General features: G+C 61.0%; 25 protein-coding genes. 7 read left to right on the top strand and 18 right to left on the bottom strand.

Translation table 11 applies throughout. The features are described from left to right. Positions 1–23: 23 nt before the first annotated feature. The 7 genes from UIB01_RS13080 to UIB01_RS13110 all read right to left on the bottom strand — a co-directional run bounded on the left by UIB01_RS13080 (position 24) and on the right by UIB01_RS13110 (position 4,377). Positions 24–485, bottom strand: a complete 462-nt coding sequence (locus UIB01_RS13080) for a DUF2489 domain-containing protein (RefSeq protein ID WP_038665749.1) — start codon at positions 483–485, stop codon at positions 24–26. Between the two features lie 7 nt (positions 486–492). Next, positions 493–681 carry an SEC-C metal-binding domain-containing protein gene (locus UIB01_RS22810; RefSeq protein ID WP_038661180.1) on the bottom strand — a complete coding sequence of 63 codons (189 nt, stop codon included), beginning with the start codon at positions 679–681 and terminating at the stop codon, positions 493–495. Between the two features lie 7 nt (positions 682–688). Then, entirely contained in the window at positions 689–1,186 is a 498-nt protein-coding gene (locus UIB01_RS13090; RefSeq protein ID WP_038661183.1) for an LEA/WHy family protein, read from the bottom strand. A gap of 143 nt (positions 1,187–1,329) precedes the next feature. After that, positions 1,330–2,067, bottom strand: a complete 738-nt coding sequence (locus UIB01_RS13095; protein ID WP_038661186.1) for an S-methyl-5'-thioinosine phosphorylase — start codon at positions 2,065–2,067, stop codon at positions 1,330–1,332. A gap of 24 nt (positions 2,068–2,091) precedes the next feature. Next, positions 2,092–3,090, bottom strand: a complete 999-nt coding sequence (gene nagZ / locus UIB01_RS13100) for a beta-N-acetylhexosaminidase (protein WP_038661189.1) — start codon at positions 3,088–3,090, stop codon at positions 2,092–2,094. 15 nt (positions 3,091–3,105) lie between these two features. Then, complete coding sequence (locus UIB01_RS13105; protein WP_038661192.1) at positions 3,106–3,630, bottom strand: L,D-transpeptidase; 525 nt, start codon at positions 3,628–3,630, stop codon at positions 3,106–3,108. Between the two features lie 39 nt (positions 3,631–3,669). Next, positions 3,670–4,377: a TetR/AcrR family transcriptional regulator gene (locus UIB01_RS13110; protein ID WP_011912890.1), complete on the bottom strand. Its 708-nt coding sequence runs from the start codon at positions 4,375–4,377 to the stop codon at positions 3,670–3,672. 208 nt (positions 4,378–4,585) lie between these two features. On the opposite strand from UIB01_RS13110, the gene lexA reads away from it, so the two are divergent. Further along, positions 4,586–5,194: a transcriptional repressor LexA gene (lexA, locus tag UIB01_RS13115; protein ID WP_038661196.1), complete on the top strand. Its 609-nt coding sequence runs from the start codon at positions 4,586–4,588 to the stop codon at positions 5,192–5,194. Between the two features lie 11 nt (positions 5,195–5,205). Next, a complete protein-coding gene (gene sulA / locus UIB01_RS13120; RefSeq protein ID WP_038661199.1) occupies positions 5,206–5,682 on the top strand; it encodes an SOS-induced cell division inhibitor SulA in 477 nt (158 codons plus the stop codon). A gap of 72 nt (positions 5,683–5,754) precedes the next feature. Here the strand turns inward: sulA and UIB01_RS13125 are convergent, their stop codons facing one another. Next, positions 5,755–5,994, bottom strand: a complete 240-nt coding sequence (locus UIB01_RS13125) for a hypothetical protein (RefSeq protein ID WP_038661202.1) — start codon at positions 5,992–5,994, stop codon at positions 5,755–5,757. A 207-nt stretch (positions 5,995–6,201) separates the two neighbouring features. On the opposite strand from UIB01_RS13125, the gene UIB01_RS13130 reads away from it, so the two are divergent. Continuing rightward, positions 6,202–7,041 (top strand): DMT family transporter, encoded by an 840-nt coding sequence (locus tag UIB01_RS13130; protein WP_038661205.1) that lies wholly within the window; start codon positions 6,202–6,204, stop codon positions 7,039–7,041. 17 nt (positions 7,042–7,058) lie between these two features. Here the strand turns inward: UIB01_RS13130 and UIB01_RS13135 are convergent, their stop codons facing one another. The 5 genes from UIB01_RS13135 to fadB all read right to left on the bottom strand — a co-directional run bounded on the left by UIB01_RS13135 (position 7,059) and on the right by fadB (position 14,315). Further along, positions 7,059–7,577 carry a DUF6586 family protein gene (locus UIB01_RS13135; RefSeq protein WP_038661208.1) on the bottom strand — a complete coding sequence of 173 codons (519 nt, stop codon included), beginning with the start codon at positions 7,575–7,577 and terminating at the stop codon, positions 7,059–7,061. 136 nt (positions 7,578–7,713) lie between these two features. Beyond that, positions 7,714–10,317 (bottom strand): type I DNA topoisomerase, encoded by a 2,604-nt coding sequence (topA, locus tag UIB01_RS13140; RefSeq protein WP_038661211.1) that lies wholly within the window; start codon positions 10,315–10,317, stop codon positions 7,714–7,716. A gap of 288 nt (positions 10,318–10,605) precedes the next feature. Further along, complete coding sequence (locus UIB01_RS13145; protein WP_038661214.1) at positions 10,606–10,839, bottom strand: DUF1653 domain-containing protein; 234 nt, start codon at positions 10,837–10,839, stop codon at positions 10,606–10,608. A 134-nt stretch (positions 10,840–10,973) separates the two neighbouring features. Continuing rightward, positions 10,974–12,149 carry an acetyl-CoA C-acyltransferase FadA gene (fadA, locus tag UIB01_RS13150; RefSeq protein WP_038661217.1) on the bottom strand — a complete coding sequence of 392 codons (1,176 nt, stop codon included), beginning with the start codon at positions 12,147–12,149 and terminating at the stop codon, positions 10,974–10,976. A gap of 18 nt (positions 12,150–12,167) precedes the next feature. After that, a complete protein-coding gene (fadB, locus tag UIB01_RS13155; RefSeq protein WP_038661221.1) occupies positions 12,168–14,315 on the bottom strand; it encodes a fatty acid oxidation complex subunit alpha FadB in 2,148 nt (715 codons plus the stop codon). 440 nt (positions 14,316–14,755) lie between these two features. On the opposite strand from fadB, the gene UIB01_RS13160 reads away from it, so the two are divergent. Then, positions 14,756–16,786 carry a S9 family peptidase gene (locus UIB01_RS13160; protein ID WP_038661224.1) on the top strand — a complete coding sequence of 677 codons (2,031 nt, stop codon included), beginning with the start codon at positions 14,756–14,758 and terminating at the stop codon, positions 16,784–16,786. A gap of 85 nt (positions 16,787–16,871) precedes the next feature. Continuing rightward, on the top strand, positions 16,872–17,231 hold the full coding sequence (locus UIB01_RS13165) for a YgaP-like transmembrane domain (RefSeq protein WP_015277427.1): 360 nt from the start codon (positions 16,872–16,874) through the stop codon (positions 17,229–17,231). Between the two features lie 158 nt (positions 17,232–17,389). On the opposite strand, the gene acs is transcribed toward UIB01_RS13165, so the two are convergent. The 3 genes from acs to UIB01_RS13180 all read right to left on the bottom strand — a co-directional run bounded on the left by acs (position 17,390) and on the right by UIB01_RS13180 (position 21,774). Further along, positions 17,390–19,345 carry an acetate--CoA ligase gene (gene acs / locus UIB01_RS13170; RefSeq protein WP_038661227.1) on the bottom strand — a complete coding sequence of 652 codons (1,956 nt, stop codon included), beginning with the start codon at positions 19,343–19,345 and terminating at the stop codon, positions 17,390–17,392. Between the two features lie 383 nt (positions 19,346–19,728). Beyond that, entirely contained in the window at positions 19,729–20,727 is a 999-nt protein-coding gene (locus tag UIB01_RS13175) for a TRAP transporter substrate-binding protein (RefSeq protein WP_038661229.1), read from the bottom strand. A 147-nt stretch (positions 20,728–20,874) separates the two neighbouring features. After that, entirely contained in the window at positions 20,875–21,774 is a 900-nt protein-coding gene (locus tag UIB01_RS13180; protein WP_038661232.1) for a LysR family transcriptional regulator, read from the bottom strand. A gap of 176 nt (positions 21,775–21,950) precedes the next feature. Between UIB01_RS13180 and UIB01_RS13185 the strand changes: the two genes are divergently transcribed. Next, positions 21,951–23,159, top strand: coding sequence for a CaiB/BaiF CoA transferase family protein (locus UIB01_RS13185; protein WP_038661235.1), 1,209 nt, complete (start codon positions 21,951–21,953; stop codon positions 23,157–23,159). A gap of 181 nt (positions 23,160–23,340) precedes the next feature. After that, on the top strand, positions 23,341–24,276 hold the full coding sequence (locus UIB01_RS13190; RefSeq protein WP_038661237.1) for a hydroxymethylglutaryl-CoA lyase: 936 nt from the start codon (positions 23,341–23,343) through the stop codon (positions 24,274–24,276). A 209-nt stretch (positions 24,277–24,485) separates the two neighbouring features. On the opposite strand, the gene UIB01_RS22815 is transcribed toward UIB01_RS13190, so the two are convergent. Further along, entirely contained in the window at positions 24,486–24,851 is a 366-nt protein-coding gene (locus UIB01_RS22815) for a DUF4087 domain-containing protein (RefSeq protein WP_102857231.1), read from the bottom strand. A 423-nt stretch (positions 24,852–25,274) separates the two neighbouring features. After that, positions 25,275–25,682: a lysozyme inhibitor LprI family protein gene (locus UIB01_RS22820; protein WP_080695087.1), complete on the bottom strand. Its 408-nt coding sequence runs from the start codon at positions 25,680–25,682 to the stop codon at positions 25,275–25,277. Between the last annotated feature and the right edge of the window lie 85 nt (positions 25,683–25,767).

The raw sequence follows: 25,767 nt of genomic DNA on the forward strand, positions 1-25,767 counted from the left end.
GCGCGGCGAAGAAGATCGGTCGATCAGGCCGCGTCGCGGGATTTTGGCAGAGCTTCGTCGAGCAGCCAACGGGCCGAACGCCGAGCCTCGGCCTTGTGCTGCAGCTCGAGGGCACTGAACTGCGCTTCATGTCGGCGCCGCTCCTGCTTGTCCAGCGCCTTCCAGGCTGCATGGGTCGGCACTTGCTCGGTCGCGTCGAACAGCTGCTGGAACACCTGACAACGAGGGTGCTGGCCCAGCGCAATATCATAGTTATCGAGCAGCACCTTGATGCGGATTGCCCCCTCGATAAGCGGCAACTGCCCGTCCAACAGGCTGCTGGCGAGAATCCGCAGATCCTCGGCCAGCGCCGTCTGTTGCCTGGCTCGCGCCTCGACCTGCAAGCGCTCGTTGCGCCAGACACGACGCCAGAGGTACAGCGCATAACCGCCTAGCGCGGCAATCAGCAGCGCGGCGATAACGAACATACCGATGGCCAAGGTCATGACAGGCTCAGGCGCCATGACATTTCTTGTACTTTTTCTGGCTACCGCAAGGGCACGGGTCGTTGCGCCCGACATCCTTCCGCGGATTGCGCACAGGCTCATGGCTGTGATTGCAATGCGGCCCGTGAACATGGTGGTGATCATGGTCATGATCGTGGTTGCAGTCGGGACCATGCACGTGGGGTTCTTGACTCATCTGGGTACTACTCCGGAATAAAGTTGCCCGGGATTATCTCGCCATTGTTGGAAATGTGCACGCGCCGCCCCCCCATAAGCCCGGTCTTGAGCTCACCAGCAAGGCGGTAGCTGATTGGGCGGTCCGGCTTCTCCAGTAACCGCACGATGTACTTCATGTGCCGCCACAGATTGGTGTGAACCGGCACCTCGTAGTATTCGAAGCTATTGGCCGGAATGGTCAGCCAGCCACTGGATTCGCCGCTGGCAAGCTCTACGTCATTGAGATGGACGGTGTAGATCAACCCACGCACCGGCAGGCTGTGATCATTTGGGTTGTCTATGCGAAAACGCAGCATGAACTGCTGTTCCAGCAGCCTCGCCTTGATGATATCGACCTTGGTGAGTTCGACCTCGGGATCCTTGAAATTTCCCGAGAACCAGGTCGAGCATCCGGCCATGCCGCCAAGCAGGCTGAGTAACACGACCGTTCTAAATATTCTTATTGTGCGTGCCTGGCAAAACATTCCGGTACTCCAAAGGACGGCCAAGTGTAGCAAGCAGCTTGCTTGCCGCAATGGGGGGCCGCAGCAAAAATACCAGTCTCAGGCCGCAATATGACAACGACGTTTCAGACAAAGCGCACCCGCAGCTCAGCGCTGCAGATCGATCAGGCCGCCAGCACTTTTGCGAGCACCTGTCGCGCCTTGCCTATACCGGCGGCCAGTGCCGCCTCGATCTCGGCCATGGTAATCACCCCACTCACCTTGCCGGCCGCCGGATTCACCACCAGCGCCAGGCAGGCATAAGGCAGGTCGAGCTCGCGCGCCAGCGCAGCCTCAGGCATACCGGTCATACCGACGATATCGCAGCCGTCGCGCTCCATACGGACAATCTCCGCTGCAGTTTCCAGTCGCGGTCCCTGCGTGCAGCCATACACACCATGGCTGCTAAACCCATAACCCTCGGCAGCCAAGGCACCGATCAAGCGCTCGCGCAGCGATTCGTCATAGGGATAGCTGAAGTCGATGTGGGTCACGTGGTCGATATCGCCTTCGAAGAAGGTGTGCTCGCGCCCGTAGGTGTAGTCGATGATCTGATGAGGCACGCAGAAATGCCCGGAGCCCATCGCCGAATGGATGCCTCCCACAGCGTTGACCGCGAGAATCGCTTCGGCACCCGCTTGCTTCAAAGCCCAGAGGTTGGCCCGATAGTTCACCTGATGCGGTGCGATACGATGCGGATGGCCATGCCTGGCGAGGAACAGCACTTCCTGATCGCCATACTCGCCGCGCAGAATTTCGCCAGAAGGACGCCCATAAGGCGTATCGACCAGCTGGGCGCGGCGCAGCTTGAAGCCAGTCAGCTGGGTCAGGCCGGTACCGCCAATGATCGCGTGCACAGTCATGGGTATTCCTTGAGAGAAGAAACGTCAGTCGATCAGATCGGCTGCTTTCAGCGCGCCAATGGCGTCTAGCCAACGAGGGTCCTGCTTGTAATCGGCGACGCTGCAAGTGCGGCTGCGCATGCCTGCGAGCATAGGCGAAGGCGTTACCTGCAGGCGCTGTAGCGCAGCCAATGCCAACTCTGCTGCAGCTCGGTCGTTGCACACCAGGCCCATGTCGCAGCCTGCGGTCATTGCCGCCTGGATCCGGTCGGCGGCATCGCCGACGACATGCGCACCAGCCATCGACAGATCGTCACTGAAGATCACGCCCTGGAAGCCGAATTCGCCGCGCAGGATGTCCTGCAGCCATCGCCGCGAAAAGCCTGCGGGCTGATCGTCGACCTGAGGATAGATCACATGCGCCGGCATGATGGCATCGAGCGTGCCGCTAAGCGCCTTGAAAGGAATTAGATCACGGCTGCGCAGTTCCTCAAGACTTCGCTCATCTACCGGGATAGCGACATGGGAATCGGCCTCCGCCCAGCCATGACCGGGAAAGTGCTTGCCGGTTGCAGCCATACCCGCCGCGTGCATTCCACGAATGAACGCATCGATCAGCACGACGGCAGCCTGCGGATCGCCTTCGAATGCACGCGTTCCAACCACCGCACTGCGCTGATGATCAAGGTCGAGAACCGGCGCGAAGCTGAAGTCCAGGCCCACAGCGAGCACCTCGCTTGCCATCACCCAACCACAGGCTTCCGCCAGCCGCGGCGCATCAGCGCAGCGCGCCAGTTCACGCATCGCCGGAAGCTTCACGAATCCCTGGCGCAGTCGCTGAACCCGACCGCCTTCCTGATCCACCGCCAATAGCAGATCCGGCCGGAGCGCACGAATCGAACGACACAGCTCGTCGACCTGGCGCGGGTCCTCGATGTTGCGCGCAAACAGAATGAGTCCGCCAACCTCGGGTTGGCGCAGCAGCTGGCGATCCTCGGCAGTCAGCCAGGTCCCGGCAATGTCCAGCATCAGTGAACCGTGCATATGCAGAAGGAATCCTTATTCGAGTTCAACGGCAGCCCAATCGGGACAGGGCGCCTCGTCGATGCGCACCGCACAGTGGGGCGGCACCCATGGGAAGAGTTGGAGCAGATCGGCGTTGCGCATACGAACGCAACCGTGAGAAAGCGGCACACCCATCGGCTCGCAATCCGGAGTCCCGTGAATGTAGATGTAACGACGGAAGGTATCGACCTGCCCCCGGCGATTGACTCCCGGCTCGGACCCGCTGAGCCAGAGAATCCGGGTCAGTATCCAGTCACGACCGGGGAAACTCTCGTGTAGATCAGGGGACCAGATCTCCCCAGTCCAACGCCGCCCTCGCAATACGGCGCCCTGAGGCAAGCCGTCACCGATACGCGCACGCACCTGGTGCAGACCACGCGGCGTGCAGCCGGAACCGTTCTGCTCACCGACTCCATTACGAGCGGTGGACACGGGAAAGCGCAGACGCAGCTGCCCTTCGGCAAAACCGTAGAGCTGCTGATCGGCGATGGAGATATGCAGGAAATCGAGAAGTGCCATGGGCGGCTAGCTTAGCCGATCGCCCGGCAGGCTTGTAGCTCAAGCCTTAGCCGGAATGGCCACCGCGTTGCGCCGCGCGATTGGTTGCGCCGCAGCGAGCGTATTGTCGTCGATGCCGCTGTCGGCGCGCATGCCGGCCGCTAGGAACGGCACCATCATGCGCATGACCTGCTCGATCGAGGTCCGTACGCCAAAGTCGTTTTCGGAAATCGCGCGTAGCGCTTTGATACCCGACATGCTGAACGCCGCCGCACCAAGCATGAAGTGCACGCGCCAGAACAGCTCGATGGGCGGGATAGCTGGCGCCGCGTCGTGGACCTTGAGCATGTACCGACGAAACACCTTGCCGTACATGTCTTCCAGATAACGGCGCAGGTGGCCCTGGCTCTGACTGAAAGAAAGGCCCAGCAGGCGCATGAAGATGGACAGATCATCGCCACTGCGTGGCTTGACGGCCAAAGCCTGCTCAACAAGGATCTCCAGCAGCTCTTCGAGCGTATCCTTCTTGTCGGTCAGTGCCTCGCGGCGGTCCAGCTCACGCTCCAGGCTAGCGCAGAAGGGCCCGAGAAAACGCGAAAAAACCGCCTGGATCAGCGCCTTCTTCGAACCGAAGTGATAGTTCACCGCCGCCAGATTGACGCCAGCCTTGCTGGTGATCAGACGAAGCGAGGTTTCGGCGAAGCCCTTTTCCGCGAACAGCTGTTCCGCTGCATCAAGAATGCGCTCAACTGTTTCCGACTGCGCCATGCCCCCTCCGAAAGACAAACAACTGTTTGAAACTTACGTTTCACCGACCGGCAAGTCAACCACGAAACGCCTTGTGGCACTAGCGTCATTGTCGCAGACAGCGCATGCGGCGAGCCGCATACCATCACCACCCGCCGTCAATCATTCGTTGCCAAGGTCGGATCACTGTATATAATCCCAGTCACTGTATAAAAGAACAGAGACCGACATGATCAAGCTGACGCCTCGCCAGACGGAAATCCTCGCCTTCATCAAGCGGTGCCTGGAAGACAACGGGTATCCGCCCACACGCGCAGAGATCGCTCAAGAGCTCGGCTTCAAGTCGCCCAACGCGGCCGAGGAACATCTCAAGGCGCTTGCCCGTAAAGGCGCTATCGAGATGACGCCCGGCGCATCCCGCGGGATACGTATTCCGGACTTCGAACCCGCCGCTTCCGAGAACGGCCTGCCGATCATCGGCCGCGTCGCTGCCGGCGCGCCGATTCTGGCGCAGCAACATGTCGAAGAATCCTGCCAGATCAGTCCTGCTTTTTTCCATCCGCGTGCTGATTATCTGCTGCGCGTCCATGGCATGAGCATGAAGGATGTCGGCATCTTCGATGGCGACCTGCTGGCGGTGCACACCACCCGCGAAGCACGCAACGGCCAGATCGTGGTTGCTCGTGTCGGTGACGAAGTCACGGTGAAACGCTTCAAGCGTGACGGCAAGAAGGTCTGGCTGCTGGCTGAAAACCCCGAGTTCGCGCCCATCGAGGTGGACCTCGAACAGCAAGATCTGGTGATAGAAGGCTTGAGTGTCGGCGTCATCCGCCGCTAAGGAGAAGGTTTATGCAGTATCAGACCAGTACTTCCCGGCCCCAACTTTCGTTGTTCGACGGCGTTATAGCGCACAGCCTGGCACCGTTCGGCAGTCTGAAACCACATAACAAACCCGAGCAGGACAAGGAATATCTGAGCGAGTTGAGCCTGAGCGGCAGCAGCGAACACTGTCACTTGCTGCTCGCCCCTATCCTGCGTGAGCTCGGCGATGCGGCAGACAGTCGATGGCTAACGCTGATCGCCCCGCCTGCTTTCCTCTCGCAGAACTGGCTGCGCAAATGCGGCCTGAATCGCGAGCGCATCATCCTGCTGCAACCCCGCGACGCCGAAGGTGCGCTGGAGCTCGCCTGCAAAGCGCTGGCCTCAGGTTGTAGCCATACCGTGGTCAGCTGGTTCGGCCAGCTCGAGGGCGCAACACGTAGCAAACTGCGCGCTGCTGCCAGCCTTGGCGAAGCTCAGAGTCTGAACATTCGTCTGGGATGTTGAGCTACACAGCACAGGGACGTGCTGCCAAATCCGGATGGGATCCTGAGGCTACAGCACTCGTCAGTAGCTCACTCAGTGCAGAACTCGCGGCTCATCATGGTCATGCTCGAAATCCCCTTCCGACATGCGCCCGGCCATCTGAACGCCGACGTTGAACATCGCCTTGGCAATCTCGACGTGCTGACCCTGCAGAAACAGCTTGGCGTCGTCGGAGAAATCCAGCGTGACCAGCACCTCTTCGTCCTCGGCACGACGGAGCACAATGCGCCCGTCAGGTAGCTCGACGATTTCCAGAAAAGATGATGTAGGCATGGACCAGCTCCGCGTGAAAGGCGTCCATTGTAACAGCCGTCCAGCCCCAGGGCAGCCTTTGCTGGCCTCGAGCGCTCTCTCCCCGTTCAGATCGCAACACAGTGCGATCTCGCCGCCTGACAGTAAAAACGATGCACTCATGGGGTCCGACACGTAGCATGCGCTAAAAAAACGTGCACGCCGCCCCGTGCGCGATAAGGACTGCGTATGACCACCCGTACCTTGCTGCTTACCGCCCTGGCCATGCTGGCTTTCGCCGGTAATTCGATACTGTGCCGCATCGCCTTGCGGGACACCGCTATCGACCCGGCCAGCTTTACGGGACTGCGGATCGTGGCTGGAGCGCTCACGCTCTGGTTGCTGTTGCGTTTCGGCGGCGCCAGACAATCGCCGGGCGGAGATTGGTTCAGTGCCCTGGCACTGTTCGTCTACGCGGCCAGTTTTTCCTACGCCTATATCAACCTGGATGCCGGAGCCGGCGCCCTGCTGCTATTCGGCGCAGTGCAGTTGAGCATGCTTGCCTGGGGATTGTTCCGCGGCGAACGCTTCAGCGTCGGGCAGATTGCCGGCCTGCTACTGGCGTTGAGTGGTTTGTTGATCCTGCTACTGCCGGGAAGCAGCACGCCAGCACTGGATGGCGCGCTGCTCATGCTGCTGTCCGGGGTCGCCTGGGGCGTCTATTCGCTGCGCGGACGGGGCACGAGCAATCCTCTGGCAGCAACTGCAGGCAATTTCATCAAAGCCGTGCCATTCGCCGCAGTGCTTTGTCTGGTGATGCTTGGCCAGCAGCAATGGGATGCACCCGGGGTCGTCTATGCGTTGCTTTCCGGGGCGCTGGCCTCGGGAATCGGCTATGCCATCTGGTACGCGGCGCTGCCCGGTCTCGCGGCAATACAGGCGGCGAGCGTGCAGCTCAGCGTTCCGCTGTTGACCGCCATTGCCGGCGCCGTACTGTTGGGTGAGGCGCTGACAGCAACGCTGATCATCTCAGGCGCGGCGATTCTCGGCGGCATCGCCATGGTCCTGAGCATCAGGAGCCGTGGCTGATGCCGCGCCCTCCGCTTTCACCACTCGGTAAGCGACTCGCGAAAACGTAACGCCAGGCCTTTGAGGCTCTGTCGCCAGGCCTCCAGCTCGACGCGCGACAGTGGCGGCACTTCATCCTCGACACTGACTGCCTCGATCAGCGGCTGCCGCGGATCGGTCTTGGCCTTGGCAGGAGCGCGTGGCGGCAGGAAGAGCTGCTTGTAGGCAGTAAGCAACTGTCCGAGCCAGGTGCTTGGCTGCTCCGACAATTCCAGCAATTCGGCGAGTTCCGGGCTCGGCGCAGCCTCAAGCACGCTGCGCGTCAGAAATGCCTCGACTACCGGCGCACCCGCACCAGGCGACCGATAGTAACCGGCGATCTCATGGCACAGGCCAAGCACGGCGCCGTAAAGGTGGAACAGGCAAGCCTCGCGCTCGGCCTGAATCAAGCCCTGAGAATTCATCGAGGCCGACTCTTCGGCCTTGCGCCAGCTTTCCAATGACAGGCCGGCGAAGAAGATCTTCTGGTTGGTGCGCGTGTAGAGCTCGTGAGCCATGGCGTGCTCTCCGAAAGAAGATGAACAGAGAATGGACCTTCACTGGTTGCCGCACCAGATCGGCTGACGAAGCGTCAGCCGATCTGAAGAACGCACGCTGACCGACCGATCCGCAGGGCGGTCGGCCGGAACGAAATCAGCGCTTGTCTTCGACCTTCCACTTGCCGCCGTCGTAGAACGCCTTCCAGCCGGTCGGCTTGCCGTCCACTTCGGTCTGCACGTACTGCTCTTTGGTCTTGCGGCTGAAACGGATGACCGCGAAGCGACCTTCCGGATCTTTCTGCGGCGCATCGAGCAGGAAGTGGTACTTGGGATCGATCTCGTCCTTGTGCGGGATCAGCTCACGCACCAGCGGCGCGCGGGTTTCGCGATTCTTCGGAAACTGACTTGCAGCCAGGAACAGGCCGGAAGCGCCGTCACGCAGCACGTAGGTGTCATCGACCTTCTCGCACTTGAGTTCCGGCATCTTCACCGCATCCATCTTCGGCGGCGCGGCCTCACCGTTCTTCAGCAGCTTGCGGGTGTTCTTGCACTCGGCGTTGGTGCATCCGAAGAACTTGCCGAAACGACCGGTCTTGAGCTGCATCTCACTGCCGCACTTGTCACATTCCAGACTCGGACCTTCATAGCCCTTGATGCGGTACTGGCCCTTCTCGATCTCGTAACCGGAGCAATCGGGGTTGTTGCCGCAGATGTGCAGCTTCTGCGTCTCGTCGAGCAGATAGGCATCCATCGCGGTGCTGCAGATCGGGCAGCGGTGCTTGCCGAGCAGCACGAGAGACTCGGATTCGCCCTCGTCATCAGCAGCGATCTCGTCACCGGGAATCAGGTTGACCGTCGACTTGCAGCGTTCCTTCGGTGGCAGGCTGTAGCCGGAGCAACCTAGGAACACCCCGGTCGAGGCGGTACGGATCATCATCGGCCGGCCGCAGACCTTGCATGGGATGTCGGTCAGGGTCGGCTGGTTGGCACGCATGCCATTCTCGCTAGCCTCGGCCACCTCGAGCTTCTTGCGGAAGTCACCGTAGAACTCGTCCAGCACGTGCTTCCAGTCACGTTCGCCCTGAGCGACGTCGTCCAGATGCTCTTCCATACCGGCGGTAAAACCGTAATCCATCAGGTTGTTGAAGCTCTCTGACAGACGCTCGGTGACGATGTCGCCCATCTTCTCCGAGTAGAAGCGGCGGTTGTGCAGCGAGACGTAGCCGCGGTCCTGAATGGTCGAAATGATCGCGGCATAGGTCGATGGCCGGCCAATGCCACGCTTCTCCATCTCCTTGACCAGACTGGCTTCGGAATAGCGCGCCGGCGGCTTGGTGAAGTGCTGGCTCGGGTCGAGCTTGAGCAGCTTCATGTCGTCGCCCTTGTTCATCTCCGGCAACACGTCATCCTCACCAGCCTTGCTCTGCTGCGGCATGACCTTGGTGTAACCGTCGAACTTCAGGATGCGGCCCTTGGCGCGCAACTCGAAATTGCCGGCGGCAACGGTCACGCTGGTAGACAGGTACTGCGCTGGCGGCATCTGGCAGGCCACGAACTGACGCCAGATCAGCTCGTACAGGCGCTCGGCGTCGCGTTCCATGCCCGAAAGCTGGGTGGGACGCAGGTTGACGTCGGACGGGCGGATTGCCTCGTGCGCTTCCTGGGCGCCTTCCTTGCTTGAATAGACGTTCGGCTTTTCCGGCAGATACTTGCCACCGAACTCGCTTTCGATGAAACCGCGCACCATGCCGACCGCGTCAGCGGAGAGGTTGGTCGAGTCGGTACGCATGTAGGTGATGTAACCGGCTTCGTACAAGCGCTGAGCCATCATCATGGTCTTCTTCACGCCGAAGCCGAGGCGATTGCTCGCCGCCTGCTGCAGGGTCGAAGTGATGAAGGGGGCCGAGGGCTTGCTGCTGGTCGGCTTGTCTTCGCGCTTGCTGACGCTGTACTGCGCGCCCTTGAGCTTCTCCAGTGCAGCGGTGGCTTGCGCTTCGTTGAGCGGCTTGAAGGCTTCGCCGTTCTCACGCGCGACTTCGAAGCGCACCTTGGCCTGCTGAGCAGTCGCCAGGTCCGCGTGCACTTCCCAATACTCTTCCGGAACGAAGGCGCGGATTTCGCGCTCACGCTCGACCACCAGCTTCACCGCTACCGATTGCACCCGGCCGGCCGAAAGCCCGCGGGCAATCTTCGCCCAGAGCAGCGGCGACACCATATAGCCGACCACCCGATCGAGGAAACGACGCGCCTGCTGCGCGTTGACCCGATTGATATCCAGATCGCCGGGCTTGGAAAACGCTTCCTGGATCGCCTTTTTGGTGATCTCGTTGAATACCACGCGCTTGTAACGGCTGTCGTCGCCGCCAATCGACTCGCGCAGGTGCCAGGCGATGGCCTCTCCCTCTCTATCCAAGTCGGTTGCGAGATAAATGGTGTCGGCTTCCTTGGCCAGGCGGCGCAGTTCCTCGATCACCTTTTCCTTGCCGGGCAGGATCTCGTACTTGGCTTTCCAGCCATGCTCAGGGTCGACACCCATGCGAGCGACGAGCTGGCGCTTGGCCTTCTCCTTAGGCGACAGCACCGGCGCTTCGGCGGCCGCGGCCTTGCCGCGCTTGACCGGCTCCTTGTTGGCAGAGCCGCTGGTAGGAAGGTCGCGGATATGGCCGATACTCGACTTCACCACGTACTGGTTGCCCAAATACTTGTTGATTGTCTTGGCCTTGGCCGGTGATTCCACGATGACCAGCGATTTACCCATGGAGAGGAGAGTTCCTGAATCGAAAGGTGAACAGAGGCAGCGCCCCCGACAGTTTGAATGCCCGTACCGGCGGTAATCGGTATGGCATCACACGAACGTCAATTCGCAATTGCGAACAGGCTACCTGGCAAAAACCATGACCGCGCCCGGCTCCGCATAGTGCGATTAAGAGCAGCGATTTGATGCCATCAAGCGAACGCCGAGGTTTTCGCTCTGTTTAAAAAGCACCGCTATATATAGTGGCGATGGAGGTGAGGTCAAGCGCGAGCCTGATGGCCGCCGGCCAGCTCAGCCACCGAAAACGCTTGTTTCGGCTTCGATCAATGCGAACCGCGGGACCGTTTCGCCGTTCACCTCAACGCTCTCGGTGAACATCGACAGCGGGCGCACCCAGAGCCCACGCTCCCCGTACAGCGCCTGGTAGAACACCACCGGCTCCTCGGTCTCGGAATGCCGTGCAACGGCGAAAACCCGATATTCCGGCCCCTTGTAATGGCGATAACGCCCCGGCTCCAACTGCATGCCTACCTCCACGCAAAACACAAAAAAGAAAAACCGGGGCACCAGGCCCCGGCTTCCATGCACCGGCTGACAACAATGTTCCCGCAAGCTAGCGGAATGGCTGTCAGCCTAGCGCAGTCATTTGCATCTGTCTGTTAGACGCGTTCGAAGACCGTACTGATCCCCTGGCCCAGACCGATACACATGGTGGCGACACCAATCGTACCGTTGTTCTGCTTCATCACGTTCAGCAGGGTTCCGGAGATACGGGCACCGGAGCAACCGAACGGGTGACCCAGAGCGATAGCGCCGCCGTGCAGGTTGACCTTCTCTTCCATCTTGTCGAGCAGCTTGAGGTCCTTGAGCACCGGCAGGGCCTGTGCAGCAAAGGCTTCGTTCAGCTCGACGTGGCTGATGTCGTCCATGGTCAGACCGGCGCGCTTGAGCACCTTCTGGGTCGACGGCACCGGGCCGTAGCCCATGATTGCCGGGTCAACGCCAGCCAGCGCCATGGCGCGAACCACGGCCAGCGGCTGGATGCCGAGGTCCTTGGCACGCTGCGCAGACATGACGATCATGCAGGACGCGCCATCAGTGATCTGCGAGGAAGTACCTGCAGTCACGGTGCCGCCCTTCGGATTGAACGCCGGCTTCAGTGCAGCCAGGCTTTCCAGGGTGGTGTCTGGACGGATGGTTTCGTCGTAATCGAAGACCTTGAGGAAACCGTCCTCGTCGTAGCCTTCCATCGGGATGATTTCATCCTTGAAGTTGCCTTCAACCGTGGCCTTGTGCGCCAGACGGTGCGAACGCTCACCGAAGGCATCCTGCTGCTCGCGGGTGATGCCGTGCATCTTGCCGAGCATTTCGGCAGTCAGACCCATCATGCCGGACGCCTTGGCGGCGTACAGCGACAGCTGCGGGTTCGGGTCGACGCCGTGCATCATGCTGACGTGGCCCATGTGTTCCACACCACCGATGACGAATACGTCGCCGTTGTTGGTCTGGATGGCCTGCACGGCAGTGTGCAGGGCGCTCATGGACGAACCGCAGAGGCGGCTCACGGTCTGCGCCGCACTGGTGTGCGGAATACGGGTCAGCAGCGAAGCCATGCGGGCGATGTTCCAGCCCTGCTCGAGGGTCTGGTTCACGCAGCCCCAGATCACGTCCTCGACCTCGGCCGGATCGATCTTCGGGTTGCGCGCCAGCACACCGTCGATCAGGTGTGCGGACATGGTTTCAGCGCGGGTATTACGGTGCATGCCGCCCTTGGAGCGCCCCATCGGGGTGCGACCGAAGTCGACGATGACTGCATCTCTTGGATTCAGACTCATGAATTCTCTCTCCCTCGATTAACCGTAGAAGCGCTGGCCGTTGGCAGCCATCTCACGCAGCTTCGCGGTCGGGTGGTACAGCGGGCCCAGGTCGGCGTACTTGTCGGCCATCGCGACGAACTCGGCGACGCCGATCGAATCGATGTAGCGCAGCGCACCACCACGGAAGGGTGGGAAGCCAATGCCATAGATCAGGCCCATGTCGGCTTCGGCAGCGGTCTCGACGATGCCGTCTTCCAGGCAGCGCACGGTTTCCAGGCACAGCGGGATCATCATGTAGTTGATGATGTCCTCGTCGGACAGCTCGCGAGTTTCGGCAACGATCGGCTTGAGCAGCTCGTAGGCCTCGGCATCGACAACCTTCTTCGGCTTGCCCTTCTTGTCCATCTCGTAGGCGTAGAAGCCCTTGCCGTTCTTCTGGCCGAGGCGGTTGGCCTCGTACATGACGTCGACAGCCGTGCGGGTGTCATCCTTCATGCGATCCGGGAAGCCTTCAGCCATCACGTCACGGCCGTGGTGGCCGGTATCCATGCCGACGACGTCCATCAGATAGGCCGGACCCATGGGCCAGCCGAACTTCTCCATCACCTTGTCAGCGCGAACGAAGTCGACACCGTGGGCGATGGCGCGGGCAAAGCCGCCGAAGTACGGGAACAGCACGCGGTTGACCAGGAAGCCCGGGCAATCGTTGACCACGACCGGGCTCTTGCCCATCTTCTTGGCGTAGGCGACTGTGGTAGCGATAGCCACTTCGCTGGTCTTCTCGCCACGGATCACTTCCACCAGCGGCATCATGTGTACCGGGTTGAAGAAGTGCATGCCGCAGAAGTTTTCCGGACGCTTGAGCGCCTGGGCCAGGAAGCTGATGGAAATGGTGGAGGTGTTGGAGGCAATGATCGCGTCTTCGCGAACGTGGCCTTCCACCTCGGCCAGCACGGCGTGCTTGACCTTCGGGTTCTCGACCACTGCTTCGACGACGATGTCGACGTTGCCGAAATCGCCATAGGACATGGTCGGGCGGATCGCGTTGAGCGCCTGCGCCATCTTGTCGGCGGTCAGACGGCCTTTCTCGACACGCTTGCCGAGCAGCTTGGAGGCCTCGTCCAGACCCATCTGGATACCCTCTTCGCGGATATCCTTCATCAGGATCGGGGTGCCCTTGACGGCCGACTGGTAGGCGATGCCGCCACCCATGATGCCAGCGCCCAGTACGGCAGCCAGCTTCACGTCGCGCGCCTGCTTGTCGTAGGCCTTGGCCTTCTTCTTCAATTCCTGATCGCTGAGGAACAGACCGACGAGGCTCTGCGCAACCGAGGTCTTGGCCAGTTTGACGAAGCCGGCGGCCTCGACTTCGATGGCCTTGTCACGACCGAAGTTGGCGGCTTTCTGAATGGTCTTGATGGCTTCGACCGGCGCCGGGTAGTTCGGGCCGGCCTGGCCAGCCACGAAAGCCTTGCTGGTTTCGAAGGCCATCATCTGCTCGATGGCGTTGAGCTTGAGCTTGTCCAGCTTCGGCTGGCGCTTGGCCTTGTAATCCAGCTCGCCGGAAATGGCGCGCTTGACCAGATCCAGTGCAGCGGCCTGCAGCTTGTCCGGGGCGACCACGGCATCGACTGCATGAACCTTGAGCGCGTCTTCGGCACGGTTTTCCTTGCCGGATGCGATCCACTCGACGGCGTTATCAACACCGATCAGGCGTGGCAGGCGAACGGTGCCGCCGAAGCCCGGGTAGATGCCCAGCTTCACTTCTGGCAGGCCCACTTTGGCAGCGGTGGACATGACGCGGTAGTCGGCAGCCATGCACATCTCGAAACCGCCACCCAGGGCGATGCCGTTGATAGCGGCCACGGTGGGTACGCCCAGGTCTTCGAAATCGCTGAAGATCTTGTTCGCTTCGAGGTTGCCGGCGACCAGTTCCTCGTCGGCCATCTTGAAGTTGTCGACGAATTCGGTGATGTCGGCGCCGACGATGAATACGTCCTTGCCGCTGGTTACGATGACGCCCTTCACCGACGCGTCAGCCTTGATGGCATCGACGGCCTGGCGCAGATCGTTGAGAGTGAGGCGATTGAACTTGTTGACGGACTCACCCTTGAGGTCGAAATTCAATTCGACGATGCCGCTCTCAAGAGCCTTAACCGTGATGGCTTTACCTTCGTAAATCATCAACTGATCTCCAGGTATGGAAGCTGAACGTTACGTGTCTCACGTCTTCGGCCCTACTCGGCCGCGCCTTGCGGCGAACGACACCCACCGACACGATAATCCGGGTGACCGGCGTCTGCTCTGGCAAACGCTCGATTCATACGCCCGTTTGATTTGGGTCGGCACACCTTCGGGGAAAAGCTCCGCATTGTCAATCAGCTGGTTTGCCTAACCGAAAGTCACCTGCAAGCGAACGTTTCACGACTAACGGGTCATCATCGACAGCAGCCATCCTGGCGCATTCACTGCATCGATGATCGCCACCTCGGGCTGACCGAACGGCTGAAACCGCACCGTACCCACCGAGTCAATCCTAGACCTAGCCGAGCAGGTACACTGGCGCATCTCGCTCTATGCCATCACCGGCCTTCCAGGCCGCGAAACGAATCCGGAGTTACTGCATGTCCCAAGCCCCCATCGCCCGCGCCGACACCGGCACCGATCCCTATCGCTGGCTGGAGAATCGCGACGCCGATGATGTGCTGGCGTACCTCAAGGCAGAGAACGCATACATCGAGGAACAGCTCGCCGACCAGGCCGAAGTGCGCGAGACGCTGTTTCAGGAAATAAAGAGCCGCATCCGCGAAACCGATCTGTCTCTGCCCTCGCCCTGGGGGCCATGGCTGTATTACCAGCGCACCACCGCTGGCGACGAATACCCGCGGCACTATCGCTGCCCGCGGCCGCTGGATGGTTCGCTCACCGTAGATGAGAACGCCGAACAGCTGCTGCTCGACCCCAACGAACTGGCCGGCGGCGGTTTCCTTTCGCTCGGCGCCTTCAGCATCAGCCAGGACCACAGCAAGCTGGCCTACAGCCTCGACCGCGAAGGCGACGAGATCTACCGACTGTTCGTCAAGGACCTCGCCAGCGGCGACGTGACCGCCCTGCCCTTCGATGACTGCGACGGCAGCATGACCTGGGCCAACGACAGCCAGACGCTGTTCTACGGTGAACTGGACGAAACCCACCGCCCGCACAAGATCTACCGCCATCGCCTCGGAGAGGCCGGCAGCAGCGAGGTCTATCACGACCCGGATGGACGCTTCTTCGTGCACTGCTACCGCGCCAGCTCCGAGCGTCAGCTGGTCATCCTCTCCCACAGCAAGACCACCAGCGAAGCCTGGGTGCTATCGGCGGACGAGCCGGAAGGTCAATGGACGTGCCTGGCGCCGCGCCAGGAAGACCATGAGTACTTTCCCGACCATGGCCTTCACGAAGGCCAATGGCGCTGGCTGATCCGCAGCAATCAGGCGGGCATCAACTTTGCCCTCTATCACGCCAGCGAGTCCCAGCCGGGCCGCGAGCACTGGCAGGAACTGGTCCCGCATGACGAAGCGGTGATGCTGGAAGATGTCAGCTTGAACGCCGAGGCGATTACTTTGACCCTGCGCGAAAGCGGCCTGCCGGTGATCGAGGTGCGGCCGCAGGGCGTGCAGGCCTATCGTCTGCAGTTGCCCGATGCGGCCTACAGCCTGCATGTACAGAATTCGCTGGAATTCACCAGCACGGTGATCCGCCTGCGCTATGAGGCGCTCAACCGCCCCGCGCAAGTCCGTCAGCTGACGCTGGCCGACGGCACGCAGGAAGTGCTCAAGGAAACGCCGGTGGAAGGCCCTTTCGATGCGGACGCCTATGAAAGTCGACGCATCTGGGCGACGGCCCAGGACGGCACGCAGATCCCCATCAGCCTGGTCGGCCGGCGTGACAGCTTCGGCAAGCCGGCTCCGCTCTATCTCTACGGTTACGGCGCCTATGGGCACAGCCTCGATCCGTGGTTCTCCCATGCGCGCCTGTCGCTGCTCGACCGCGGTTTCGTCTTCGCCATCGCCCATGTACGCGGCGGCGGCGATCTCGGCGAGGCCTGGTACCGTGCCGGCAAGCTGGAGCAGAAGCCGAACACCTTCAGCGACTTCATTGCCTGCGCCGAACAACTGCTGGCCGACGGCTACACCACCTCGGCGCGCCTGGCCATCAGCGGCGGCAGTGCCGGCGGTCTGCTGATCGGCGCGGTGCTGAACATGCGCCCAGAGCTGTTTGGTGCGGCCGTCGCCGAGGTGCCCTTCGTCGATGTGCTGAACACCATGCTCAACGCCGACCTGCCGCTGACCGTGACCGAGTACGACGAGTGGGGCGACCCGAACCAGCCCGAAGTTCATGAGCGGATCAAGGCCTACGCGCCCTATGAAAACGTCCGCGCCCAGGCCTACCCTGCGCTGCTCGCGGTGGCCGGCTACAACGACAGCCGAGTGCAGTATTGGGAAGCGGCCAAATGGGTCGCCAAGCTGCGCGCCACCCGCACCGACGACAATCTGCTGCTGCTCAAGACCGAGTTCGGCGCGGGGCACGGTGGCATGAGCGGTCGCTACCAGGCGCTCAAGGACGTGGCGCTAGAGTATGCCTTCGTGCTCAAGGTATTCGACATGGCCTGATGGGCCCACGCCCGCCGACCTACGGTGCCGAACAGCCGGCGCCGGCGACAGTCATTCATTAAGAATGTCTTCGTCGGAGCCACCCATGAACAATTCTTCCAAGCACCTCGAACAGAACGTCCACGGCTGGGAACGCGCGATGTCCCTGGCCGGCGGCCTCTATTTTCTTGCCAAGGGCTTGCGCCGCGGCGGCCTCGGCGGCCTGCTGCAGCTCGGCATCGGCGGCATGGCCGTAGCCCGCGGCGTGACCGGTCATTGCGAAGCCAAGCGCGTGTTCAATGAAGTCAACGAACAGGCCGGCATGGCCGAAGGGCGCTCGCACCAGATGCCCTTCGAGCGATACGCCGCGAACGAGGAGCAGTTGCGAGCCAATGCGGCGGCCGCCACCAACGGCACCACGGTCACCGGTAACGACGACCTGAAAAGCCCACCTGCCGGCGTCTAAGCGTTTTGCCCGGTTGATTGTGGGGAACGGCCTGGTCCGCGAATGAGGCTGGCACGGCGGCCCGGTCAGGTTGCGGGAGCCTGGTAGCCCCAGAGGCAAACCATTGCCATCTGGCATGGGCCGCATGCTGGATGCGCCCTCGCCGGGCGCCCTCCATTTCAGCGCTGTTTCACCGCTTCATGGGCCTCGATCAGCTGATCGACCACGCCAGGGTCGGCCAGGGTCGAGGTATCGCCCAGTGCGTCATAGTCGTCCGTGGCGATCTTGCGCAGCAGGCGGCGCATGATCTTGCCCGAGCGCGTCTTCGGCAGCCCCGGTGCCCACTGGATGGTGTCCGGTACCGCGATCGGACCTATCTCGTGCCGCACCCACTGCTGCAGCTCCTGGCGCAGCGCGTCGCTCGGCTCCACTCCGGCGACCAGGGTCACGTAAACGTAGATCGCCTGCCCCTTCAGCGCGTGCGGCACACCCACCGCGGCGGCCTCGGCTACCTTGGCATGGGCAACCATGGCGCTCTCGATCTCGGCGGTGCCCATGCGGTGTCCGGAGACGTTTAGTACGTCGTCCACCCTACCGGTGATCCAGTAGTAGCCGTCCTCGTCCCGGCGCGCGCCGTCGCCGGTGAAGTACATGCCGCGGAAAGTCTTGAAATAGGTGTCGACGAAGCGATCGTGGTCTTTGTAGATGGTGCGCATCTGCCCAGGCCAGGAATCGAGAATCACCAGATTGCCCTCGGCCGGACCTTCGAGCAGATTGCCAAGGTTGTCTACCAGCCCAGGCACTACGCCGAACAGCGGCCGCGTAGCGGAGCCCGGCTTGAGCGCTGTTGCTCCCGGCAACGGGCTGATGAGGATGCCGCCGGTCTCGGTCTGCCACCAGGTATCGACGATCGGGCAACGCGACTGCCCTACCGTTTCGTAATACCAATGCCACGCCTCGGGGTTGATTGGCTCGCCGACGGTCCCGAGCAAGCGCAGGCTGGAGCCATCGGCGCCTTCAACCGCCGCCGCCCCCTCAGCCATCATCGCGCGGATCGCCGTGGGTGCCGTGTAGAGGATGTTCACCTTGTGCTTATCGATGATTCGCGCAACGCGGGTTACGTCCGGATGGTTCGGCACACCCTCGTACATCAGCGTTGTCGCGCCGTTGGCCAACGGGCCGTAGATCAGGTAGCTGTGCCCGGTAATCCAGCCGATATCAGCGGTGCACCAGTAGACGTCTCCGGGCCGGTAATCGAAGACCCGCTCGTGGGTCAGCGCCGCATAGAGCAGGTAGCCGCCGCAGGTATGCAAAACGCCCTTCGGTTTACCGGTAGAGCCGGAGGTATAGAGGATGAACAGTGGCTCCTCGGCGCCCATCTCCTTCGGTGCACAGACCTCTCCGGCAACCCGCATCAGGTCGTCGTAGCAGATGTCGCGATGTGAATGCCAACGAATGTCTGCGCCCGTTCGACGCACGACGATGATCTTCTGCACACAGCTGGTCTGCGGGTGCGTCAGCGCCTCGTCGACGTTCTCCTTGAGCGGTACGGTTTTGCCGCCGCGGATGCCTTCGTCGGCGGTGATCACGATCTTCGACTGGCCATCGATGATGCGTCCGGCCAACGCTTCCGGAGAGAAGCCACCGAACACCACCGAGTGGATCGCGCCAATGCGCACGCAGGCGAGCATCGCCACCGCGGCTTCCGGAATCATCGGCATATAGATGGTCACCACGTCGCCACGGTGCACATCCTGGCCGCGCAGCGCATTGGCGAACTTGCAGACCTCCTGGTACAGCTCGCGATAGGTGATTTCGCGATGCTCGGACGGCTCATCACCCTCCCAGATAATCGCCAGCTGATCGCCGCGTTCAGCCAGGTGCCGATCCAGGCAATTGGCCGAGACATTCAGCGTGCCGTCGGCAAACCATTTGATGTCGACATGATGGTCATCGAATGAGGTGCGCTTGACCTCCGTGAAGGGTTGAATCCAGTCCAGCCGTGCCGCCTGCTCACGCCAGAACCCTTCAGGGTTGATCACCGACTGCTGATACATGGCCTTGTAACTGGCTTCATTGGTCAACGACTGAGCGGCCACTTCGGGACGCACTGGGTAAACTGACGCAGCACTCATGGCAGTTCCTCGCCTGTCTTGTTGGTATGCAGAACCCTGTCCAGCAGGCGAACCCAATGACCAACCCAGCGCCTGTCAGACGAAGCAATACAGCCAAACACGCCGTTCATGGCGATATCAGCTTGCTCAAGCATAGACCGCGTGTAGTGGCATGACGTGCCTGGCACAGCCGCGAAAACAGGCCGGGCGTATCAAAGTGCTTCGGCGGCTGCGTGACAGGGCGCGATTGCAGGCAAAAAAAAAGCGGCCTCAAGGGCCGCTCGTTCAACCATCCGGTTGGAATACACACTTGTCCGATCACGCAGATAGACGCCGCCATTCTGTGCAGCTCGCGCTGCTGCCGAAACTGCACATTGGTCTAACAGACCATTGGCGGGCTTGCCTCAGGGCGCCGAGTTGGCTGCACGCGCGGCCTCGATCAGATCCTTGCCGATATCGGCTTCGAACTTCTTCCAGGCCGGCTGCACCGCTTCGCGCCACTTGGCGCGCTGCTCGCCGGTCAGCACCAGAATCTCGCTCTTGCCCGAATCGATCACGCCCTGCTTGGCCTTCTCGTTCAGCGCTTCGGCCTGGCGATTCACCTCTGCGGTGACCTCATCGATGATTGCTTCCAGCTCGCTGCGCACCTCTGCCGGCAGGCCGTTCCAGAACTTGGTGTTGGTGATCAACAGGTAGTTGCCGATGCCGTGACCGGACTCGGTGATGTACTTCTGCACCTCGTGGTACTTCTGGCTGTAGATGTTCGACCAGGGATTGTCCTGAGCATTGACCACCCCGGTTTGCAGGCCCTGGTAGATCTCGGCGAAGGCCATCTTGCGCGGCACCGCCCGCAGCGCGGTGTACTGGGCGGCCTGCAGGTCCGACGGCTGCACGCGGAATTTCAGCCCGCGGGCGTCGCCCGGCTCGCGCAGCGGCTTGTTGGCGGTGAAATGGCGCATGCCGTTGAGCCAGTAGGCCAGGCCGGTGATGCCCTTGTCCTCCATGGATTTGAGCATGGCGCGGCCCTTGTCCGACTGCTGGAAGCGTTGCGCGGCAGGCATGTCGTCGAACAGGAACATCAGGTCGAACAGTTGCAGCTGCTTGGTGTACTGCTCCAGCTTCGACGGCGCCGGCGCCAGCAGCTGCACCTCGTTCATCAGCAGCGCTTCCATCTCCTTGCCGTCGCCGTACAGCGAGGAGTTGGCGAACACCTGCACTTCTACCTGGCCGGGCAGGCGCTCCTCGACGAGCTTCTTGAACATCAGCGCGCCCTGGCCCTTTGGCGTGCTGTCGGCGGTGATATGGGAGAACTTGATCAGGATCGGATCGGCCTGGGCGCCAAGTACGGTAAACAGCGCCGAAGCGGCGAGCAGACGGGTAATGCCACGGGAAAGTCGTGCCATGGGGTGAGCTCCGTTTTGTAGTTGTGTGAGCCATATCGCTGGCCGGACTCTACCCCGGCACCGCCACGCGCTGAATTGCTATTTGGCAAAGCGCGACTTCGCGTTTGGCGAAGGCAGCAGCGCAATCACCAGGCCCGACGCGCTTCTTCAGCCATTGCCTTCGCGAGCAGTGAGGTGCTCGAGCATCTGCCGCGCAGTCATCGACAGGCTTTCCAGATTGCGCACGCCGAGCTTCAGCTCGCGTCGTGCCCAGGCATCGCTCAGCGGCACGATGGCTACGTCCAGCGCCGGGAGGTAGTTGCGTACCACCTGCTCGGGCAGCACGCCGATGCCCATGCCGGTATGGATCATCCGACAGATCGCCTCGAAGCTGCGCACCTGGATGCGCAGACGCAGCGGCGTACCCATCTGTTGCGCCGATTGCTGCAGCAGCGCGTGCAGCGAGGCGTCGTGCTGCAGGCCGATAAAGTCGAAGCCTGCCGCCTCGCGCAGTGCAATGCATTCGCGGCCGGCCAGCACATGCTCGCGCGGCGTTACCAGCACCAGCCGATCCTCGCGGTAGGGAAACACCTGCAGGTCCTCGGCCGGCATATGCCCGGCGAAAATGCCGATATCGGTCAGCCCCTCGCGCAGTGCGCGCAGGGTGTCGCTGCTGACACGCTCCTCCAGGTCGATCTTCACTTCCGGGTGCTGACGGGTGAAGGTACTCAGGTCCTCGGGGAGAAATTCGATGACCGCCGAGGTATTGGCGTGAATGCGCACATGGCCCTTCACGCCCTCGCTGAACTCGCTCAAGTCGGCGTCCAGCTGTTGCAGGTTATCCAGCAGGTTGCGCGCGTGGTGCAGCAGCGCGTGGCCGGCCGGCGTCAGCTCGACGCCCTTGGGTTGGCGATAGAGCAGGCTGACGCCAAGCTGCCCTTCCAGATCGCTGACGCGCTTGCTCACCGCCGCCAGCGCCAGATGCTCGCGCTCGGCGGCGCGGGTCAGGCTGCGGGTCTCGGCGATGGCGACGAACAGCCGAAGGGTGACGAAATCGATGCGGCGCATAGTGGATTCCCGTATTCGCGGTAGACGAAGCATGCGCTGCTCAATCCGTGCTTTTCAAAGCTTCTTTCGTCTTAGCCTTCGTGAAGCGCGAAACCTCACTTGGCCAACGGCCAATTGTCCGCTGCCGATGCGTCGGTCATGCTCGGCACCAAGAATCAACCGGCACAGGTGTCGTGATGAGCGAACAGACAGACAAGAACCTGCCGCTGCAGGGCCTCAAAGTGATCGAGATGGGCCAGCTGATCGCCGGCCCTTTCGCCAGCAAGCTGCTCGGTGAATTCGGCGCCGACGTGATCAAGATCGAGCCGCCCAGGGTCGGCGACCCGTTGCGCAAGTGGCGCAAGCTAAAGGACGGCACCTCGCTCTGGTGGCATGTGCAGTCGCGCAACAAGCGCTCGGTGACGTTGGATCTCAAGGCCGCGGAAGGCCAGGAAATCGTCCGCCAGCTGGTGGCCGAAGCCGACATCCTGGTGGAGAACTTCCGCCCTGGCACGCTGGAAGAATGGGGCCTGGGTTGGGATGAGCTGTCGAAGCTGAACCCTCGGCTGATCATGCTGCGCATTTCCGGCTACGGACAGACCGGCCCCTATCGCGACCTGCCGGGCTTCGGCGTGATCGGCGAAGCGATGGGTGGCCTGCGCCACCTCTCCGGCTATCCCGGCCAGCCGCCGGTGCGGGTCGGCGTCAGCATCGGCGATTCGCTGTCCTCGCTGTATGGGGTGATCGGCGTATTGCTCGCCCTGCAGGAACGCAACCGCAGCGGCCAGGGCCAGGGCCAGGAGATCGACGTGGCGCTGTACGAGTCGGTGTTCGCCATGATGGAAAGCCTGGTGCCCGAATACGACGCCTTCGGCTACGTACGCGAGCCGGCTGGCAGCGCCCTGCCCGGCATCACGCCGTCCAATTCCTATTTGTGCAACGACGGCGCCTATGTGCTGATCGCCGGCAATGGCGACAGCATCTACAAGCGCCTAATGACCCTGATGGGCCGCCAGGACCTTGCCGATGATCCGCGCTTCGCCCACAACGACGGCCGCGCCCAGCACGCCGAGCTGATCGATGCCGCCATCGGCGAATGGACCATCCAGCACAGCCGCGACGAGGTGATCGAAGCACTCAAGGGCGCCCGCGTGCCGGCCGGCTATCCCTACACCGCAGCCGATATCGTCAAGGACCCACACTACCTGGCGCGGCAGATGATCGAGCAAGTGCAGACCTTTGCCGGCCCGCTCAAGGTGCCGGGCGTGCTGCCCAAGCTATCGCGCACGCCGGGGCGCATCGGCGAAGGCGGCCCGCAACTGGGCGAGCACACCGACGACGTGCTGGCCGGCCTTGGCCTCACCGATGAACAACGCCAGGGCCTGCGCGAGCGCGGGATCATCTGAACAGTGCGTCGGGGGATGATGCTTCATTCACCCACCATCTCCGCAACGGTGGATGGGTGGAGCGTCATCCACCCTACGCCCATACGTAGGGTGGACAACGCGAAGCTTGTCCACCTCCGAGGCAACCGAAAAGGTGGATGGATGAAGCGTCATCCACCCTACGAAACTCCAGGACTCCCCCATGAGCAAACGCCTATATATCCAGGAAGTCGCCACCCGCGACGGCTTCCAGATCGAAGCGAACTTCGTGCCGACCGAAGCCAAGATCGCTCTGATCGACCGCCTCTCGCAAACCGGGCTGGCGAAGATCGAGGTCACCTCCCTCACCTCGCCCAAGGCCATCCCCAACCTGCGCGACGCCGAAGACGTGATGCGCGGCATCCGCCGTGCGGAGGGCGTCGAGTACACCGTGCTGGTGCCCAACGTGAAGGGCTGCGAGCGCGCGCTGGCCTGCGAGGTGGACGAGATCAACCTGGTGATGTCGGCCAGCGACACCCACGGCCTGGCCAACCTGCGCATGACACCCGAACAGTCACTGGTGCAGTTCCGCGAAATCATCGAAGTCACTCGCGGCAGTGGCGTGTTTATCAACGCCTCGCTATCGACCACTTTCGGCTGCCCGTTTGAGGGCAACGTGCCCGAGCGGCGCATCTATGAGCTGGTGCAGCGCCTGCTGGAGATCGGCGTGCAGGGCATCACCCTCTGCGACACCACCGGCATGGCCGACCCGGCGCAGGTCGAGCGCATCTGCCGCGAAGTGCTGAACAGCTGGCCGCAGGCAGTATTCACCGCACACTTCCACAACACCCGCGGCATGGGCCTGGCCAACGCGCTGGCTGCGCTGAACGCCGGCATCGACCGCTTCGATGCCTCCCTCGGCGGACTCGGCGGCTGCCCGTACGCGCCGGGTGCCAGCGGCAATATCTGCACCGAAGATCTCGTGCACATGTTCCAGCGCATGGGCCTGAACACCGGCGTCGATCTCGACCGTCTGCTGCAATGCGCCGCCGACCTGCCCCAACTGGTCGGCCACGACGTGCCGGGCGCGGTACTCAAGGCCGGCAAGGCCGATCGCCGTTATCCGAGACCGAAGTGGATGCAGGAAGTCGGTGTTTGACCGCGTGCGGAGCGCCTGTTGGACAGTGTGGTGCCATGAGCGGTGCTTCGGCCGTAACTGGCACAACGCAAGGCCGCCCCTTACGACAGGATTGAACAATGAGGTGATGGTTTAGTGTTGTTATGAAGCGAGATGGCCGGAGCGGCGAGTCTTGGAGCAGAGCAAGGCCGATGATAACAATTACGGTTTGAATCAGTTGTTAGGGGAGATCACCGCAAGGGTATCTTGCTGTAGATATTTGGATCTTCTAAGCATTTCTTTAGTAGCAGTTGTTCTCCGCCGTAAATTTCTAATATTTCTGATTTTTCTTTGTTGGTTTTAACATTTAGACATACGCATGAAAAGCCGTAGTTTCCATTTGTACGGACAAATTCTTTTTGGTCAATAAATGGCATGTTAGCCATTGACTTTTCGTTGATAAACCCTCTGCCTTGTACCGATAGCGTCCATTCTGAATCGTTGTCGATTAGCCATAGGTTTGCTGGCGTGGGGTTTTCTAACCAACCGCAGCGTTTTTCAGCGGACATGGTGCTGAGAGGCATCACGAGAAACAGGATAAGGATTATGTGGTGCAATTAGTCTTTCCCTAACTTGGTTAAGGGCGGGCTTTAGCACGTCCCAGTGAGCGAAGCGAACATTTGAAGCTGTTGTTATACATGACTAAGGGCGGTCACTTCTTTCGTTTTCATCCTGGTTTCCCCAAGCGGACTCCATAAAAAAAACAATTACAGCGAAAACTATAATCGCACCTATTAAGAAAACAACTTCCTCTTGGTTAAATGTTTCTCTACCGAAGCCAATTTTCGCTCCTGGCGGGGGAGCTCCGGCAAAAGTAGAACAACTGATGGCGAGCAGTAATATAAATAATATTCTAGACATAGCTTCCTTACTATATTGAAAATTTAAAAGACTGCCTCTTGCCTAACGTTTCGTTGAGGGGCGGGCTTTAGCCCGTCCTAGTGAGCGAAGCGAACGGCTTGAACCTTTTGTCAGGTGCGTTAGCCTGAGTAAACACTCTTAAAATACTCTGCTCGTTCAATAGTCATTCTTAATTTGCACTCTTCCACTTGGACGCCCTGCCAAGGAGATGGGGTTGACGATATTCCTATGAACTCACACTCGGCATCTCTGAATTTAAGCCACGCCCTTTGAGAAGAACGAAACAAGCTAACCAGTTCGGCGTGTGGCCAGTTCTGGCGTAATGCAGTTTCTTCTTCTTCAGTTCTTTTGATGGCTTTTTTGTATTCTGCATTCAATTTCTCGTCGGCGAGTTTGTATTTTTGTGCCACGCACATATATCCTGCGGTAACGCCTCCGCCTTGGGCATTGCAGGGATCATCATTTTCTTCAGTGGCAAAGGCTGCTGCTGAAATGAAGAAGAAAAATACAAAGTATATTGCTTTCAAATTTATTCCTAGCACCTAACGCTTGGTTAAAGGGCGGGCTTTAGCCCGTCCCAATGAGCGAAGCGAACGATTTGAACCAATTGTT

The organism is Stutzerimonas decontaminans, assembly GCF_000661915.1.
Taxonomy (GTDB): Bacteria; Pseudomonadota; Gammaproteobacteria; order Pseudomonadales; family Pseudomonadaceae; genus Stutzerimonas; species Stutzerimonas decontaminans.

Excerpts from the sequence above, each read along its gene's own strand:
- nagZ (WP_038661189.1), bottom strand. The coding sequence starts at position 3,090 with ATGCACGGTTCACTGATGCTGGACATTGCCGGGACCTGGCTGACTGCC.
- sulA (WP_038661199.1), top strand. The coding sequence starts at position 5,206 with ATGCAGTATCAGACCAGTACTTCCCGGCCCCAACTTTCGTTGTTCGAC.
- UIB01_RS13175 (WP_038661229.1), bottom strand. The coding sequence starts at position 20,727 with ATGGCACGACTTTCCCGTGGCATTACCCGTCTGCTCGCCGCTTCGGCG.
- UIB01_RS13080 (WP_038665749.1), bottom strand. The coding sequence starts at position 485 with ATGACCTTGGCCATCGGTATGTTCGTTATCGCCGCGCTGCTGATTGCC.
- UIB01_RS13145 (WP_038661214.1), bottom strand. The coding sequence starts at position 10,839 with ATGCAGTTGGAGCCGGGGCGTTATCGCCATTACAAGGGGCCGGAATAT.
- UIB01_RS13190 (WP_038661237.1), top strand. The coding sequence starts at position 23,341 with ATGAGCAAACGCCTATATATCCAGGAAGTCGCCACCCGCGACGGCTTC.
- UIB01_RS13125 (WP_038661202.1), bottom strand. The coding sequence starts at position 5,994 with ATGCCTACATCATCTTTTCTGGAAATCGTCGAGCTACCTGACGGGCGC.
- fadB (WP_038661221.1), bottom strand. The coding sequence starts at position 14,315 with ATGATTTACGAAGGTAAAGCCATCACGGTTAAGGCTCTTGAGAGCGGC.
- UIB01_RS13180 (WP_038661232.1), bottom strand. The coding sequence starts at position 21,774 with ATGCGCCGCATCGATTTCGTCACCCTTCGGCTGTTCGTCGCCATCGCC.
- topA (WP_038661211.1), bottom strand. The coding sequence starts at position 10,317 with ATGGGTAAATCGCTGGTCATCGTGGAATCACCGGCCAAGGCCAAGACA.
- UIB01_RS13130 (WP_038661205.1), top strand. The coding sequence starts at position 6,202 with ATGACCACCCGTACCTTGCTGCTTACCGCCCTGGCCATGCTGGCTTTC.
- UIB01_RS22810 (WP_038661180.1), bottom strand. The coding sequence starts at position 681 with ATGAGTCAAGAACCCCACGTGCATGGTCCCGACTGCAACCACGATCAT.
- UIB01_RS13185 (WP_038661235.1), top strand. The coding sequence starts at position 21,951 with ATGAGCGAACAGACAGACAAGAACCTGCCGCTGCAGGGCCTCAAAGTG.
- UIB01_RS13105 (WP_038661192.1), bottom strand. The coding sequence starts at position 3,630 with ATGGCACTTCTCGATTTCCTGCATATCTCCATCGCCGATCAGCAGCTC.
- acs (WP_038661227.1), bottom strand. The coding sequence starts at position 19,345 with ATGAGTGCTGCGTCAGTTTACCCAGTGCGTCCCGAAGTGGCCGCTCAG.
- UIB01_RS13110 (WP_011912890.1), bottom strand. The coding sequence starts at position 4,377 with ATGGCGCAGTCGGAAACAGTTGAGCGCATTCTTGATGCAGCGGAACAG.
- UIB01_RS13165 (WP_015277427.1), top strand. The coding sequence starts at position 16,872 with ATGAACAATTCTTCCAAGCACCTCGAACAGAACGTCCACGGCTGGGAA.
- UIB01_RS13090 (WP_038661183.1), bottom strand. The coding sequence starts at position 1,186 with ATGTTTTGCCAGGCACGCACAATAAGAATATTTAGAACGGTCGTGTTA.
- UIB01_RS13095 (WP_038661186.1), bottom strand. The coding sequence starts at position 2,067 with ATGACTGTGCACGCGATCATTGGCGGTACCGGCCTGACCCAGCTGACT.
- UIB01_RS13160 (WP_038661224.1), top strand. The coding sequence starts at position 14,756 with ATGTCCCAAGCCCCCATCGCCCGCGCCGACACCGGCACCGATCCCTAT.
- UIB01_RS13135 (WP_038661208.1), bottom strand. The coding sequence starts at position 7,577 with ATGGCTCACGAGCTCTACACGCGCACCAACCAGAAGATCTTCTTCGCC.
- fadA (WP_038661217.1), bottom strand. The coding sequence starts at position 12,149 with ATGAGTCTGAATCCAAGAGATGCAGTCATCGTCGACTTCGGTCGCACC.
- lexA (WP_038661196.1), top strand. The coding sequence starts at position 4,586 with ATGATCAAGCTGACGCCTCGCCAGACGGAAATCCTCGCCTTCATCAAG.